17 protein-coding genes and 1 riboswitch are annotated in these 15,679 nt (G+C 47.0%); of the genes, 16 read left to right on the forward strand and 1 reads right to left on the reverse strand.

Annotated elements, in window-relative coordinates; genetic code table 11:
* Positions 1-340: 340 nt before the first annotated feature.
* From NST83_RS00075 to rsmI, 10 genes are all read left to right on the forward strand, one after another.
* Positions 341-526 carry a sigma factor G inhibitor Gin gene (locus NST83_RS00075; RefSeq protein ID WP_137061080.1) on the forward strand — a complete coding sequence of 62 codons (186 nt, stop codon included), beginning with the start codon at positions 341-343 and terminating at the stop codon, positions 524-526.
* 145 nt (positions 527-671) lie between these two features.
* Positions 672-2,255, forward strand: a complete 1,584-nt coding sequence (locus tag NST83_RS00080) for an amino acid decarboxylase (protein ID WP_342416144.1) — start codon at positions 672-674, stop codon at positions 2,253-2,255.
* A gap of 101 nt (positions 2,256-2,356) precedes the next feature.
* Positions 2,357-3,004, forward strand: a complete 648-nt coding sequence (gene tmk, locus NST83_RS00085; RefSeq protein ID WP_137061082.1) for a dTMP kinase — start codon at positions 2,357-2,359, stop codon at positions 3,002-3,004.
* 74 nt (positions 3,005-3,078) lie between these two features.
* Positions 3,079-3,408, forward strand: a complete 330-nt coding sequence (locus tag NST83_RS00090) for a cyclic-di-AMP receptor (RefSeq protein WP_007427998.1) — start codon at positions 3,079-3,081, stop codon at positions 3,406-3,408.
* Positions 3,409-3,609: 201 nt separating this feature from the next.
* Positions 3,610-4,053, forward strand: a complete 444-nt coding sequence (locus NST83_RS00095) for a YaaR family protein (RefSeq protein ID WP_137061083.1) — start codon at positions 3,610-3,612, stop codon at positions 4,051-4,053.
* Positions 4,054-4,205: 152 nt separating this feature from the next.
* Positions 4,206-5,201, forward strand: a complete 996-nt coding sequence (gene holB, locus NST83_RS00100; RefSeq protein WP_137061084.1) for a DNA polymerase III subunit delta' — start codon at positions 4,206-4,208, stop codon at positions 5,199-5,201.
* Positions 5,202-5,338: 137 nt separating this feature from the next.
* Complete coding sequence (locus NST83_RS00105) at positions 5,339-6,139, forward strand: stage 0 sporulation family protein (protein ID WP_014279023.1); 801 nt, start codon at positions 5,339-5,341, stop codon at positions 6,137-6,139.
* 27 nt (positions 6,140-6,166) lie between these two features.
* Positions 6,167-6,541: a DNA replication initiation control protein YabA gene (gene yabA / locus NST83_RS00110; protein ID WP_342416145.1), complete on the forward strand. Its 375-nt coding sequence runs from the start codon at positions 6,167-6,169 to the stop codon at positions 6,539-6,541.
* Between the two features lie 89 nt (positions 6,542-6,630).
* On the forward strand, positions 6,631-7,386 hold the full coding sequence (locus tag NST83_RS00115) for a tRNA1(Val) (adenine(37)-N6)-methyltransferase (protein WP_134911748.1): 756 nt from the start codon (positions 6,631-6,633) through the stop codon (positions 7,384-7,386).
* Positions 7,383-8,264, forward strand: a complete 882-nt coding sequence (gene rsmI, locus NST83_RS00120; RefSeq protein ID WP_342416146.1) for a 16S rRNA (cytidine(1402)-2'-O)-methyltransferase — start codon at positions 7,383-7,385, stop codon at positions 8,262-8,264. The genes NST83_RS00115 and rsmI overlap by 4 nt, the downstream gene beginning before the upstream one ends.
* 124 nt (positions 8,265-8,388) lie before the next feature.
* On the opposite strand, the gene NST83_RS00125 is transcribed toward rsmI, so the two are convergent.
* Positions 8,389-8,643 (reverse strand): AbrB/MazE/SpoVT family DNA-binding domain-containing protein, encoded by a 255-nt coding sequence (locus NST83_RS00125; protein WP_007428005.1) that lies wholly within the window; start codon positions 8,641-8,643, stop codon positions 8,389-8,391.
* Positions 8,644-8,973: 330 nt separating this feature from the next.
* On the opposite strand from NST83_RS00125, the gene NST83_RS00130 reads away from it, so the two are divergent.
* The 6 genes from NST83_RS00130 to yabG all read left to right on the forward strand — a co-directional run bounded on the left by NST83_RS00130 (position 8,974) and on the right by yabG (position 15,603).
* Positions 8,974-10,257: an HD domain-containing protein gene (locus tag NST83_RS00130; protein ID WP_137061087.1), complete on the forward strand. Its 1,284-nt coding sequence runs from the start codon at positions 8,974-8,976 to the stop codon at positions 10,255-10,257.
* Positions 10,258-10,298: 41 nt separating this feature from the next.
* Positions 10,299-11,069 (forward strand): TatD family hydrolase, encoded by a 771-nt coding sequence (locus NST83_RS00135; protein WP_137061088.1) that lies wholly within the window; start codon positions 10,299-10,301, stop codon positions 11,067-11,069.
* Between the two features lie 201 nt (positions 11,070-11,270).
* A riboswitch (cyclic di-AMP (ydaO/yuaA leader) is annotated at positions 11,271-11,553 on the forward strand.
* A gap of 269 nt (positions 11,554-11,822) precedes the next feature.
* Positions 11,823-12,971, forward strand: coding sequence for a G5 domain-containing protein (locus NST83_RS00140; protein ID WP_342416147.1), 1,149 nt, complete (start codon positions 11,823-11,825; stop codon positions 12,969-12,971).
* 147 nt (positions 12,972-13,118) lie between these two features.
* The gene (rnmV, locus tag NST83_RS00145) at positions 13,119-13,664 is read left to right on the forward strand and encodes a ribonuclease M5 (protein WP_137061091.1); all 546 of its coding nucleotides are present in this window, start codon (positions 13,119-13,121) and stop codon (positions 13,662-13,664) included.
* Positions 13,665-13,671: 7 nt separating this feature from the next.
* A complete protein-coding gene (gene rsmA, locus NST83_RS00150) occupies positions 13,672-14,556 on the forward strand; it encodes a 16S rRNA (adenine(1518)-N(6)/adenine(1519)-N(6))-dimethyltransferase RsmA (protein ID WP_342417839.1) in 885 nt (294 codons plus the stop codon).
* A gap of 150 nt (positions 14,557-14,706) precedes the next feature.
* Positions 14,707-15,603, forward strand: a complete 897-nt coding sequence (gene yabG / locus NST83_RS00155) for a sporulation peptidase YabG (RefSeq protein ID WP_342417840.1) — start codon at positions 14,707-14,709, stop codon at positions 15,601-15,603.
* The last annotated feature ends 76 nt before the right edge of the window (positions 15,604-15,679 follow it).

A 15,679-nucleotide genomic window follows, 5' to 3' on the forward strand; every position in this document is an offset into this window, starting at 1 on the left:
AAAGGGACGGTACTGCGCTCATGCGGCTCTGACAAGCACTACATTGCTTGGGTAAGGCTATAGAATGATCGGCTTCTAGTGTGAGCCAACCTATTCTATAATTACAGGGAAAAGCTATCACGAATGAAGTATGAAACGGCTCCAATGAAAGGGTATCCATGTGTAGGAGCTTTTCTTATTATATCGGCATAGAAGGCTGTTTTTTAAACATGTGAGTACAAACACCATAAGGGCTCACATGGAATATATATAGAGTATATCGTCGAGCTGGGCTATGAAAAGGTTTAAAATAGTAGAAAGTGCCCATACTAATAGTAAAAGAAACAAGGGTGGGATGGATATGCATGATCAAGGCGGCCACCGCTGCATTATATGCGGACAACACAAGCATGAAGGCATCTTTATCGTTTCCGAGTTCATCTGCGATGCGTGTGAAGCTGAAATGGTACGTACGGATGCGACAGACGCCAAATATCATTTTTTTATTGATCAACTAAAGCAAATTTGGATACAGAAAAATGCATAATATCCTTTGTCAGCTAGTCTTTAAAGGGTTAGTATTCCAAGGCCTGTCAGTACGGGCTTTTTTTTCTGTGAGTAAAAGTAGGATTCCGCTTGATTTTACGATAAAATAGGGTAGATATAAAGCTTTGTTTCGGAAGGATTGCAGAATGATGGGGAAAAAGTCTTCGCATGCACCATTAATGGAAGCTCTATTACGTTACCGGGCTCAAGGCAATGCTTCTTATCATGTGCCTGGCCACAAAAATGGACAAGTATATGAAAATGAAGATATTGCATTTCTCTTGAAAGAAGTAATGTCTATTGATGCGACCGAAATTACCGGACTGGACGATTTGCATCATCCTGAGGATGTGATCCGTGAGGGCCAGGAGCTGGCGGCGATGTGCTTCGGTGCAGAGGAAAGCTTTTGGCTGATTGGAGGAAGTACAGTCGGTAATTTGGCAATGATTTTGACTGTGTGTACGGAACCGGGGGATTTACTGCTGGTACAGAGAAATGTACACAAGTCGGTCCTGAATGGTCTTATGCTGTCCGGGGCTGCTGCGGTGTTCTTGGAGCCGGAAATAGATACGACCAGCGGGCTTGCGGTTGCTCCATCAGCAAATACGATACAAACCGCATTAAAAGCCTGTCCTTCCGCCAAAGGGGTATTGATTACGCTGCCTAACTACTATGGGATGGGTTATGATCTGACAGCAACGGCTAAAGCCTGTCATGCGGCCCATGTGCCTTTGTTGGTGGATGAGGCGCATGGTGCCCATTACGGGCTGCATCCCCGTTTGCCGGCTTCTGCTTTGTCCTGTGGAGCTGATGTGGTCGTCCAATCGACACATAAGATGCTTCCAGCCATGACTATGGGGGCCATGCTGCATGTGCAGGGAAGACGAATCAACCGAGAACTGCTTCGTCAGCGGCTGGCTATGGTGCAAAGCTCCAGCCCTTCGTATCCACTAATGGCTTCGCTTGATTTGGCAAGGCGGCATATTGCGGTTCATGGGGCGGATGCCTTTACGGAAGGTTTGGCTGCAGCAGATGCTTTTAGAAAAGGTCTGAAGCAGCTTCCACGCTTTCGTCTTGTAGAGCCTATTCAGCAGGCGCCTCAGGGGAATGAAGCCCAAGAGGGCATTACAGAGCGCTTGAAGAGGGACAGAGAGACCATAGGTGGCTATTCGACCCATGACCCTTTTAAAATAGTGCTGTACGATGCATTTGGTGTACTGGATGGCTTTGGCTTAAAGCGTGAGTTGGAAGCGTATGGCTGTATTCCGGAGATGAGTGACGAAAAATATGTTGTTTTATTGTTTACGTTAGGCTCTACGATAAGAGATGCTAATCACCTGTTGCAGGCTCTTGTGCATATAAATAAAGATATACAGTTTAAGGAGACGGCTGGTGGTCCGGGTTCCATGCAGAAGGAGCAATATGGGCCGGATTTGGATTTTTCCACGTGGAACAATGATATGACGAAGGTTTACTCTAGTCCGGTGCAGTTTGGACTTCAACCAGTTCAATCTGATCAGATGGAAGTAGTATCTGTGGAGGACTCCGCTGGCAGGGTGGCTGCGGAAATGATTATCCCGTATCCTCCAGGTATTCCACTGCTATACGCAGGAGAAATGATTACGGAACCGATTGCTCAACGATTGAGAAGACTCCGTGATTTGGGAGCCAAATGGCAGGGGGCATCAGATGAAAGGTTGCTTACAATTCGGGTATTCCGTTTAAAATAAAGATTAGATGTTAGAGCATAACAAATAAATAAGACTGAATAAAAGAAGCATATGAGCCTGTAGGTGACTCTTATTTTTCAGGCTGGAAAGCAGGGAATGGCATGAATCGCAAAGGAATTTTTATTACGCTGGAGGGGGGAGACGGCTCCGGTAAAACAACGATGATTCAACGGCTGGCCAAGTTTATGGAGGAAGAAGGCTATCCAGTTGTCACGACGAGAGAACCAGGTGGGATAGAAATTTCGGAAAAGATCCGCTCTATCATTTTGGACCCTGCCCATACCAGTATGGATGCTCGGACAGAGGCGCTTCTGTATGCCGCGGCCAGGCGTCAGCATCTGGTGGAGAAGGTAAAGCCGGCTATTGAAAAAGGAGCTATCGTATTATGTGATCGTTTTGTGGATAGCAGCTTGGTCTATCAAGGGTTTGCAAGAGGGATCGGGATAGAGGAAGTAGCTTCGATTAATCGTTTTGCGGTGGATGATTGGGAGCCTGATGCTACATTTTATCTGGATATCGAACCTGAATTGGGATTGGCTAGAATTCATGCGTCCCGGGGAGAGGGAATGGATCGCCTCGATATGGAGAGTATATCTTTTCACCACAAAGTACGAGAGGCGTATCTGGAGCTGGCCCGCAAATTTCCGGAGCGAATTACGATTGTCGATGCATCTCCCGCAACGGAGCAGGTAGAGCAAGTTTTGAAGGATTTGCTGAAAAAGCGATTTATTCAAAACTTTAGCATGTAATTGTCGAGGGATATACGGTAAAATTGAGCTAGGGACTAGCTTGTTCCTAATACGGCTTGAAGGAGGAATACAGGATGAAGCTGATTATTGCGATTGTGCAGGATAAGGATAGTAACAGATTATCCAGCGGACTGGTGAAAGCTAATTTCCGTGCTACCAAGTTGGCGAGTACAGGCGGATTTCTGCGAGCAGGGAATACGACGTTTATGATTGGTGTCGATGACAATCAGGTGGACTCGTTGATGAATGTCATTCGCAGCAGTTGCAAGGTACGTGAACAGCTGGTCACACCCGTTACTCCTATGAGCGGGACGACGGACTCTTATCTGCCTTTGCCTGTTGAAGTACAGGTGGGTGGAGCAACGGTGTTCGTGATGCCTGTAGACCGTTTTGAGCACTTCTGAATCTACACAAAAGGACCTATTCTGCCGATATGATAGGGGAATTACCTGTTTCTTGCCTGTATCATGGGTATAAGGAACAGATCCACTATAACGGTAGCGCCAAGGCGCAGTCCCTGGAAAGCCGCTATGTTCCTCCAGTTCTATGTTGAGCTGTTCATTAAAAGGGAAAAGCGGAAGTATTCGGGGGGAAAGCAGGTTTATATGAAAATAAATCCGGGCTATCGCCCTTTACAGAGTACGTTGTCTACAAATGAAATGAATGCGAAGCCGATTCAGTCCAAGAGTTTTTCCGATGTTATGCATCAAAATGGGCAGCAGGCTTCGCAGGAGGAATTGAACCGTCGCTTCAAGGAAATTCAGATGCAGGGGGACCGTCTGGCACGCTCTATGACGATTCGTGAGCTGAAGGCCTATAAGACGCTGGTTAAACGGTTCCTGGAGGATACGGTTCGGCGCGGTGTGTCTATGAAGGACACAAAGGGCTGGGATCGCCGGGGACGCAGCAAGCGGTATAAGCTGATTGATGAAGTGGATGAGCTGTTGCTCAAGATGGCAGATGATCTGCTCGAAACCGAGCAAGGCAAGATTGAGCTTTTGCAAGGAGTCGGTGAAATTAGAGGGCTGCTGATTAATCTCTCGTTTTAAATGTAGACTTCTGCCATAAACGAATACAAACGGGCTGTTGCCACGAAGGAATAATCTGCTTGCTGATGATGCTGGCAGATTATTTTTGACTATGTTCATATAGGTAACGCCAGTGTGAATATGAAAAATAGCAGCAGAATAGGTGAGGAAATATGTCTTTCCAAAATATAATAGGTCAGGAAATAGCTAAAAAAATGCTGCAAAGCGCGCTTCGGAATGAGGCGGTCAACCATGCCTATGTATTTAGCGGGCCGCCGGGGAGCGGGCAGATGAAGATGGCGCAGACCTTTGCCAAGGCATTATTTTGTGAGCGAATGACGGATGATGCATGTGGTGAATGTTTGTCCTGTCGTAAGGTAGAGCATGGTAACCACCCGGATCTGTTTATCGTAGAGCCGGATGGGGCTACGATTAAAATTGACCAGATTCGCGGGCTTCAGCGCATATTCTCTTACAGATCAGAAAGTTCCAATCCAAAGGTATATATTATTCAACAGGCGGATACCATGACAGTGCAAGCGGCAAACAGCCTGCTTAAATTTCTGGAGGAGCCTCAGGTGCCTGTGGTGGGCATACTCATTTCTGAAAATGGACAGGCACTACTGCCTACGATCCAATCACGGACACAGCAGGTTCCTTTTCATGCTTTGCAGCCTGAAGTGATGATGCAGGCCTTAATCGGGGAAGGCTATACAGCAGGACCTGTCCGGTCAGCAGTTCACATTGCCTCGGGACTGGAATCATGTAGAGAAATTCTCCAGCAGAATTGGTTTGCAGAAATTAGAAACGTAGTGTTACAATTAGTGAAGGAGTCCATGAGCCGGGGAAGCTCGTCCATTATTCTCGCTCAACAGAAGATTTTTAAAACTGGACTTTCTGAACACCTGGATATTCTGTTTCATCTGTTTCATTTGTGGTTCAAGGATATGCTTCATTTCCGTTACGGAAGGCACGAAAGCATTGTTTTCATAGATCATTTGGAGTCCGTCTCCAAATTGGCAATCACCCGCAGCACGGAACAATGGGTCTCTTATATGGATTTGGCCGCGAATTGCAGGAAGAAGCTCCGTTTTCACGTCAATGGTCAATTGTGCGTAGAGCAGCTTCTGATTGGGTTGTCCGATACAAGCGGTTCCATCACCGGCTAACAGGAAGGCGCGCTTGTTCCACTCAGCACAATCCGCGACGCCAGGTTCCCGGTTTGTGCGACAGTGAGACTTCAATTGCGGCCATTCGTACTTGTCGGCTTCAAATGAGGTTTAGTGGCATACAAGGGGGTTAATTTTTGTATAGTGTAGTGGGTGTCCGTTTCAAGAAGGCGGGCAAGACTTATTATTTTGATCCGCTGGACCTTCCGGTGGAGAAAGAAAACTGCGTTATTGTAGAAACCGCACGCGGTATTGAATATGGCAAGGTTGTGGTGGGAAAAAAAGAAGTAAATGATTCGGACGTTGTCCTACCTTTAAAGAAAGTCATCCGTATTGCCGGAGATGATGACGCTCTTGTTGTAGAAGAGAATAAACTGGCGGCCAAGGATGCATTTGGTACGTGTTTAAATAAAATCAAAGACCATGGCCTTAAAATGAAGCTGGTAGACGTGGAATTTACATTTGACCGCAATAAGATCATTTTTTATTTTACGGCAGAGGGCCGCGTGGATTTTCGGGAGCTTGTAAAGGATTTAGCCAGTATTTTTCGTACACGGATTGAGCTGCGGCAGATCGGAGTACGGGATGAGGCTAAAATGCTGGGCGGGATCGGTCCTTGCGGACGTATTCTGTGTTGCTCTTCGTGGCTGGGAGATTTTGAACCGGTATCCATTAAGATGGCGAAGGATCAGAGCTTGTCGCTGAATCCGACGAAGATTTCCGGGTTGTGTGGAAGATTGATGTGCTGTCTCAAGTTTGAACATGATAACTACGAGAGTATGAAGGAAGAATTGCCGCAGGTTGGCAAGATGGTCGTCACCTCTCTCGGAGAAGGCAAAGTCGTAGGCGTAAATGCTGGCCATCGCACAGTACATGTTCAACTGTTTGAGATTAGCAAGGTCAAGGAACTTCCAATGGACGATGTAGTCGTCAAGTAAACCATTAGGTTGCTTCGGGGTGGAAACTTGGATAAATTAAATGTTTTTGCGCGTATTCACGAAATGGAAACCCAAATGGGACAGTTGCATAGCGATCTGGGTGAATTGAAACTGGCAGTAAAAGAGCTGCTGGAGGAAAATCAACGACTAACGATTGAAAACGAACAGGTGCGCAAGATGCTCAAACGTGAAACCTCCAGAGAAGAAAAAGCGGTAAAGAAGCCGAAGCTTTCTCCTCCGATCGTCATTAAGGATGAAGAGGAAACGGGTGAGGTTGTGGGCGAAGGCCACGACAATCTGGCAAGGCTGTATCATGAAGGATTTCATATATGCAACGTGTATTACGGACATTTGCGAACGGAAGGCGATTGCCTTTTCTGTCTGTCATTTTTGAATAAATAAAAACAAGCCGTAGGAGCAAGGTGCCTACGGCTTTTTTGTAAGGAAGTATGGGTTCAGAACGATTTGGGGTAAAAAGATGGGAGAGCGCTATGTACGAAAATGAACAGAAGTCCGAACGAATTGACGATCTATTGTCGCATAATCTGCGTATTATCCAAAGTGATGAGGTGTTCAGCTTCTCCATGGATGCGGTTTTGCTAGCGCGGTTTGCCGGTATTCCGCAACGTGGGAAGATTTTGGATCTGTGTACAGGCAACGGGGTCGTCCCCCTGCTGCTAACGACACGAACCAAAGCGGCTATCGAAGGAATTGAAATTCAACCGCGCTTGGCAGATATGGCTAGACGCAGCGTCAGCCTGAATGGACTGGAGGCAGCGATTCAGATTCGGGAAGGGGACCTGCGCGAGCTGGTTCAAATCACGGGGCATGGTGTATATGATGCAATTACGGTAAATCCCCCCTATATGCCGCTAAACGGTAGCGATATTAAGCTAAACCCTCATCAGGCGATTGCACGTCATGAGGTGCATTGTACGCTGGAAGAGGTCATTCAGGCATGTACCCGGCTTGTCCGTAATGGCGGAAAAGTGTCCATGGTTCATCGTCCGCAGCGGCTGGGTGAGATTATAACCCTGATGCGTGCTAACAGACTGGAGCCGAAACGGATTCGGTTTGTCCACCCACGGGCTCATATGGAGGCGAATATGGTGCTCATCGAGGCGCTATGTGATGGTAAGCCGGAGGTTCGTCTGTTGCCGCCGCTCATTGTATATCAGGAGAATGGGAATTATACTCAGGAAATAAGGGATATCTATGGAGAAGTAAGCAAGGGGGATTTACTGTGAAGGCAGCGGTGCAAAAAAGTTTTATAACCGGCGGAGAAGAACGGGGCAAGCTGTATCTCGTTGCTACACCGATTGGTAATCTGGACGATATGACCTTTAGGGCGATTAACACCTTAAAATCGTGCAGTATTATAGCAGCAGAGGATACGCGGCAGACGCGCAAACTGCTCACACATTTTGATATTACGCCGGAAATGCTATTCAGCTATCATGAACATAATAAAGCTGCCAGTGGGCCTGAGCTGATACGTTATATAATAGAAGGAAAAAATTTGGCACTGGTCAGCGATGCAGGTCTGCCGGCCATTTCGGACCCGGGTTCGGATCTGGTCAAGCTGGCGCTGGAGGCGGGGGTTAGCGTTATTCCCATTCCCGGTGCGAACGCAGCACTGTCTGCTTTGATTGCCTCCGGACTGGATACGGAAAGATTTACATTTGCCGGATTCCCTCCACGGGAGAAAAAGGATCTGGAGAGGCTGCTACAGTCGTTTCAGGTATCTCATGGCACGATCCTGTTTTATGAATCCCCTCATCGTATTGTGCGGACGTTGACGGTATTGAAGGAAACACTGGGAGAACGCAGAGTGGTGCTTGCACGTGAGTTGACCAAGCTACATGAGGAATGGGTACGAGGAACGGCGGAGCAATGTCTTGCCAGACTGGAGGAGCATCCACCGCTTGGTGAATATTGCCTGGTAGTTGAAGGAAAAAACGAAGCAGAAGAGGAAGAGGAGCGACAGGCATGGTGGCAGTCCTTATCATTGGAGGCCCACGTTGCGCATTATGAGACAGAAGGGCTGACACGCAAGGACGCTATGAAGCGTACAGCTACCGATCGCTCCATTTCCAAAAGGGATGTATATAACGCCCTTTTATAAAAACTTCCTTAAACAAAAAAGGGCCTTCCAACGGTTGGGTTCAAACCGTGGAAGGCAACAAGGAGTATATATGAAAAAGGTTAGAATTAACAATCTCTCATAAGTCTATTATATACTAAAAATCTTAGTTTGTCACAGGTGTTGGAATTTCTGAGATGCAATCTTGGCAAACAATTTTTCCTTTGAAGTAAATTACGTTCTCGGCGTTTCCGCAGAAAATACAAGCAGGCTCGTATTTTTTGAGCATAATGCGTTCGCCATCAACATAAATTTCCAAAGCGTCTTTTTCGCCAATACCCAATGTGCGGCGCAATTCGATTGGAATAACAACACGTCCGAGCTCGTCAACTTTTCTTACAATACCAGTGGATTTCATCATAATAAATCAGGCTCCTCTCGCCTTTAAAATAATATAAGTGTCATGATTCGACAAATTCTTCTCTTTTCTGATATTTACTATACCAACGATTCCCAAAACAGTCAACCTTAAAAATTTGCTAACAGGTTAATTATGCAAAAGTATTTAGAATAAAGAGCATGATGCGTGTGAATTACCTTATTTTATTGACGGTTTTAGCCATTTGTCGATTTGGAAATGTCGAAAAGTCGTAATTCGACATATTACGACAAATTATGTCGAATGAAGGAGATCGTTTAGGATTTTATTGTATCTTAATCCATTATTCAGAATATTAAAGGAGCTGATATCTTGCACCAGCCACTTAGTGAAGAAAAAGTTTTTAAGGACCCGGTACATAACTATATCCATGTTCAGGATACAGTGATATGGCGTCTGATCAATACTCCAGAGTTTCAACGCTTGCGCCGCATTCGGCAGTTGGGTACATCCTATCTTACGTTTCATGGAGCGGAGCATAGTCGTTTTTCGCATTCGCTAGGTGTGTACGAGATTACACGGCGTATTATTTCCCAATTTGAACGCGGCGAATTTTCCGATTGGCCGAAGGAAGAAGGTTTAGTCGCGCTGTGTGCGGCTTTGTTGCACGATGTGGGGCATGGTCCGTTTTCCCATTCCATTGAAGAAGCCTTTCATATGAACCACGAGGATTGGACATGCCGGATTGTATTGGGGAATACAGAGATTAATGCTGTGCTGCGGCAAGTCGATGAGGAGCTTCCGACGAAGGTGGCTGCGGTCATTGCCAAAACGTATGACAAGCCGATTGTCGTTAACCTGATCACAAGCCCATTGGATGCGGACCGTATGGATTATTTGCTGCGGGATGCTCACTCAACAGGCGTCAATTATGGCACCATTGATCTGGATCGTATTTTACGGCTACTGCGTCCTCATAATGGAAGAATTGTAGTGAAGGAGTCAGGGATGCATGCGGTGGAGGATTATCTAATGTCGCGCTATCAGATGTATTGGCAAATTTATTTTCATCCTGTGACGCGCAGCTCGGAAATTTTATTGCGTAAAATTTTCAAGCGGGCGAAGGAGCTGTTTAGGAACGGATATGAGTTTAGTTTTCTGCTGGAACCATTGCCGGATCTCTTTCGGGGAGAGCTTACGGTGGAACAATATTTGATGCTCGACGAGTCTTTGATTCAGACAGTATTCAGTCAATGGAAACGGGAAAAGGATGAGATTTTAAGTGATTTGAGCACCCGTTTTATGGATCGCAAGCTGTATAAATATGTAGAGATTGAAAATATGGATACAGATACCATTGACGACATTCGGACAGCGCTGAAGCAGGTTGGTTTGCATCCCGAATATGATCTGGAAATTGATTTTCCGACGGATCTTCCTTATGATGTGTTTCGTCAGGGTGGGTCGACGGATAACCAGATTTTACTCCTTGGACGTAAAGGAGAGGTGAGAGAAATTTCCGAAGTATCGGAAATTGTGCGCTCCATTAGCGGTATTCACCGAGGTAAATATCACATGTACTATCCCCAAAACAAATTGGATGGGGTAAAGGACAAGCTTCCTGCCGAAATAAGGAATTATTTTGTCAAACAATAGACAAATATATGCTAATAAAAGTAAAAAAGGAGACAAAAGCTTTGAATTTATTTGACACTCATACTCATTTGGATGCCCCGCAATTTGACGAAGATCGGGAAGAAGTAATAGCACGTGCTGTCGAAGCGGGAGTAACCCGCATGATTAATATCGGATTTAACCGTGAGACCATTCCGTCTACCATGAATTTGGTCGAAACGTATGATTTTATTTATGCGGCGATTGGATGGCACCCACAGGATGCGATTACGATGCAGGAGGGAGATCTGGAATGGATTGCATCGTTATGCAGTCATAAGAAAGTCGTGGCGATCGGGGAGATTGGTCTGGATTATTATTGGGACACATCACCCAAGGATGTACAGCATCGGGTGCTACGCAACCAGATTGGACTGGCTCGTGAGCTGAACATGCCAATTGTCATCCATAACCGGGATGCGCATGAAGATATTGTTAAGATTTTGCGTGAAGAAAAAGCGAGTGAGGTTGGCGGAGTCATGCATTCCTTTTCGGGAAGCTGGGAGACGGCTAAAATGGTGCTGGATATGGGCTTTCATCTCTCTTTTGGCGGGCCGATAACGTTCAAAAATGCCAAGCAGCCAAAGGAGGTACTCGCACAGGTGCCGCTGGACCGTCTGCTCATTGAAACGGACGCTCCCTATCTAACACCTCATCCGTTCCGCGGGAAGCGAAATGAGTCCGCACATGTGGGACTGGTCGCAGAGGCGGCTGCCCAAATCAAGGGGATTACGTTGGAGGAATTAGTGTCCATAACGACCCAAAATGCCTTGGAACGATTTGACATTAAGTGAAAAAGGGAAGAAATCAATCAAAATAAAGAGATAGACGAAGCTAATCATGAATTTGTTGCAGGAAACTCAAGAATATTACAATATTTTAACCGAATATTTTGAAAAATGTACTTGAAACCTGCTTTACAACATGCATAGAAACAGGATATCATCTTTTCAGTGAATTGTTGTTTGAGTGTAAACATCAACAGTTCATTTCATGAACCAGTCTCGCTGAGTCCCTTTTACAGGGAACGGGGGAACCGATATGGCTTACAGTACGTCCGGCGTATGGGCAAGAAGGGAACGTCTCTTCCGCCAGCCGGCTCGACCGAAATTCTTTTCCCGGATGGGATTGAACAGGTGGAGGGGCCGTATTTCGATTTCTTTCTGGGTCTTCGGGGTGAATGTGAAGGCAACCGCCATGAGCGGTTGACCCAAGCTAGGGCGTCTCTCTACGTCCGAACCCGACAGCTAACCCCGTAAGCGTAACAAGAGAGAAGCCATCTCGTGCATGATTTTTCCGCATATTCGCACATGCCGGAAGCCACGAAAGAGCTCTCTAAGTCTCTTTTCTGGCTTTTTTTGTTGTGAATAAAAGAAAATCTGTCATCATACTGTGATTAAACAGGGGAGGACAGCATGCCGCGAAGACGGGTACATGGTGCAGGACAGTCGCATTACGGGCTTGTCTTGTAGAAAATCTGTTATAGTCACGTCAATCTCAACTATGTCTTACTCCAGACGGCGGGCTATGTAAGGAGGACGGAGGAAATGGGCATTTTCCAAAAAGAGGAGACCCATGAGTCACGCTCATCCAGCATGTCTTACGTATTGCGTTGGAAGCAGGAAAATGTGCGCCAGGCTGCTTTGGTTGCTATTTTTCTAATCTCACTAACGATTATGATTTCAATTCTGGTGTACACTGAGTCTAAAAAACAGGTCTTTTTTGTCATCGACGGTAAGGCATCTGCGGTAGAAACTCGGCAATCCCAGCTCCAAGATTTGCTCAAAGAGCATTCGATTTCGCTTCAGCCGCATGATACGGTATCAATGCCGCTGAACGGAGCAGTACAGGATGGGGATCGCGTTGTCATCAAACGTGCCAATCAGGTCAAAGTATCCTTAGCCAATAAGACGAAAAAGTTGTACACAACAGAAAATACAGTAGAGGGCGCCATTCGCACCTCGGGCTATAAATTATCGTCAAATGATAAAGTTTATCCTGCTCTAGATGCTCCTGTTTCGTCTAACATGGACATAAAAATCGTCCGTGTGAAGAAACAGCAGGTCGAACAGAAGCAACAGGTACCTTATCAGGTCATCAAAACGGCCGATCCAAGTCTCTATAAAGGCGATAATCGGGTTATCCAAAGCGGTAAAAAAGGTGTTGTGGTCCAGCATGTTCAAAAGGTATACCATGACGGAAAATTGGTATCCAAGCAGCTGGTAAACAAGGAAGTCGCGCAGAATCGTGTGGATAAGGTGATTGCAGTAGGAACGAAGAAAAAGCCGGTCGTTCTGGCTGCTTCCGTTGGTCCTGAAGATGCCATTAAGTCTACACGGGTTAGTTCAGGCAATGCTGTCCGTAAAGCAGGTGTGAATTTTAATTACAGCAAAGTGTTACAAAACGTCTCCATGACGGCGTATTCGTCACAGGAGCCAGGTATCGGTACACGTACTGCATCCGGCTCACGTGTCACGGAAGGACGCACCATCGCTGTCGATCCGAATGTGATTCCAATCGGCTGGTGGGTGTATATTGAAGGGGTGGGCTTCCGCCGTGCGGAGGATACCGGTGGCGCGATTAAAGGCCACAAAATCGATGTGTATTATGAGAGTTTGAGTCAAGCCAATCAGTTTGGTCGGAAGCACGGTAAAACCGTCTACGTGATTGGACCCGAGAAGCCTGAAATGAACTAAAAACGTGTTGTATATGTTAAGGGCAATGCGATAGTATTAACATCATAGTTATACCATGCTAAGAAGAGGATATCCTCTTCTTATTTTGTTTTCAAAAGCAGGGAAAGATGAATATAGCTTACTGTGTAGCAGTGGAGGGAAACGCAAATGATCAAGGAAGTGATCGTGGTAGAGGGTCGGGATGATACGGTGGCTATTCGTCGTGCTGTCGAAGCGGATACGATAGAAACGGGCGGCTCAGCCATTAATAAAATGACGCTGCGCAAAATTGCGCTGGCGCAGGAGCGGCGGGGTGTCATTATTTTGACCGATCCCGATCATGCAGGGGAGCGTATCCGCAAAATTATCGCCTCCAAGGTGCCCGGCTGCAAGCAGGCCTTTATACCAGAGGCAGAAGCGACGCGCAAAGGGGATATTGGCGTGGAGAATGCCTCGCCTGAAGCGATCAGACATGCTCTCGCACGGGTGCATACGACGGTGGAAGGGGCCGATCCGCTAATCGATTGGGCGGACCTGATTGACGCCGGACTGATCACCCACCCGAATGCTGCTGCACGACGTATGGCTTTGGGTAATGTGCTGGGTATTGGTTACTGTAACGGTAAGCAGCTACATAAACGGCTCGCTGTGTTCCAGATCAGCCGTGAGGAGTTTGCCGGTGCGCTGGCACAAATTGAAAGTGAAGGAATGTGATATCCGTATGACAGGGATTCAAGATATAGCAACACCGCGGCGCACGAAGGAAATTATTCAGCGGCACGGGTTTTCGTTCAAAAAGAGTTTGGGACAAAATTTTTTGATTGATCAAAATATTCTGAACAAGATTGTGAATGCTGCGGGATTGGACGACACGAAGGGCGCCCTTGAGATCGGTCCGGGGATTGGCGCTTTGACCGAGAAGCTGGCGCAATCGGCCAAGGTAGTTACAGCTGTCGAGATTGACCAGCGACTTCTGCCTATTCTCGAAGAGGTGCTGGCCCCTTATGAGCATGTGAAGGTACGCCATGGGGATGTGCTGAAGCTGGATTTACGAGAGGTGTTTGCTTCGGATTTTGCCGAGGTCAGTAAAGTGAGCGTCGTCGCTAATCTGCCGTACTACGTCACTACACCGATTCTGATGAGGCTGCTGGAAGACAAGCTCCCTCTGGAGAATATTGTCGTCATGATCCAAAAGGAAGTGGCTGAGCGTATGGCTGCGTCTCCTGGGACGAAGGATTACGGCAGTTTGAGTATTGCAGTGCAATATTACAGCGAACCCGAATTGGTCTGCATCGTACCGAATACGGTATTTATCCCTCAGCCGAATGTAGAATCGGCGGTCATCCGTTTGCGTGTACGGGAAGTGCCTCCGGTAGAGGTGGTGGACGAGCAGCATTTCTTCGAAGTCGTACATGCTTCATTTGCCCAACGTCGCAAGACGATTTCGAATAACCTGAAAAGCCGCTTCTTTACCAAAGAGAACAGGGATACGCTGGAGCCGTTGCTGCTTCAGGCAGGCATAGAGCCTTCCCGTCGGGGCGAGACGCTGAGTATCGAGGAATTTGCGCGTCTGAGCGCTTTGTTGCTGGATGCTGGCATTTCCTGACCTGACGCACCAGCTACCGCTTAGCAGCAGTCAGGGTCAGGGGAGAGGCTATGTAGCACCGTTGTTGCTGGCATGCATAAGCTTCTGAGCATGGATAAGGAACCAAACTGTGCATTCACCCATACGATATGGGAGGGGTGATACAGTGTGATGATTTTAGGAGACTTGGTCGTTCGAAAATCGTACGGCGGAGATGTCACGTTTCGCGTTGAGGACATCCAGCGGGATAAAGCGATCATTAAAGGGACGGAATTTCGGCTGCTTGCCGATTCCCCTGTGAACGATCTGGTCAAGGTGCCTGCAGACCAGATTAGCGGGAAGACTCGGCAGGCCCATATTAAGGCGGATGAATCTCTCAATCTGTTGCAGCAGGCACGGCAGAAGCAAGCAGCCCGTAGTCAGGCGACTTTGATGGGGGAGTGGAGTGATCCGGTGGAGTCGACGTATTTTGAAATGCCCGGCAAGGTACTTCATCTGGATGGGGACCCCGGCTACTTGAAAAAATGTCTCAACTTATATGAGCAGCTTCGCGTTCCAGCAGAGGGACATCATGTTCACGAATCAGCTATGGCCGACACGTTGTATCGGCTGCTTCCCCGTATTCGCCCGGATATCGTAGTCATTACCGGACATGACGGGGTATTGAAGCAGCCCCAGCCTTATGATTTATATAGCCTGAAAAGCTATAAAAATTCACAAAATTTTGTGGCGGCGATCCAGGTAGCGAGACAATATGAACGTCATCTGGATTCATTGACGATTGTGGCGGGAGCGTGTCAGTCCCATTTTGAAGCGCTGCTGCGTGCAGGAGCGAACTTTGCCAGCTCACCAGGGCGTATCCTGATTCACGCGCTGGACCCGGTATATGTGGCTGCCAAGGCTGCTTTTACGTCGATCCGTGATACAGTCAACATGGGCGACTTGTTTCATCAGACAATCAGTGGCAGCCGTGGCGTAGGCGGTATCGAAACCCGGGGAAGCTATCGAATCGGTCTGCCAAAGCTGGAAAATTTGTCGACTCTGAAAGTAACGCCTTCCGCAATCTAAGGTTTGAACCTGTTGAATAGGATTTGTCTGGATAAAAAGCCTCTGGTTACAGGGGCTTTTTGGAATTTTAATACAC

Origin of the sequence: Paenibacillus sp. FSL R10-2782 (assembly GCF_038592985.1) — a bacterium.
Lineage (GTDB): Bacteria > Bacillota > Bacilli > Paenibacillales > Paenibacillaceae > Paenibacillus > Paenibacillus terrae_C.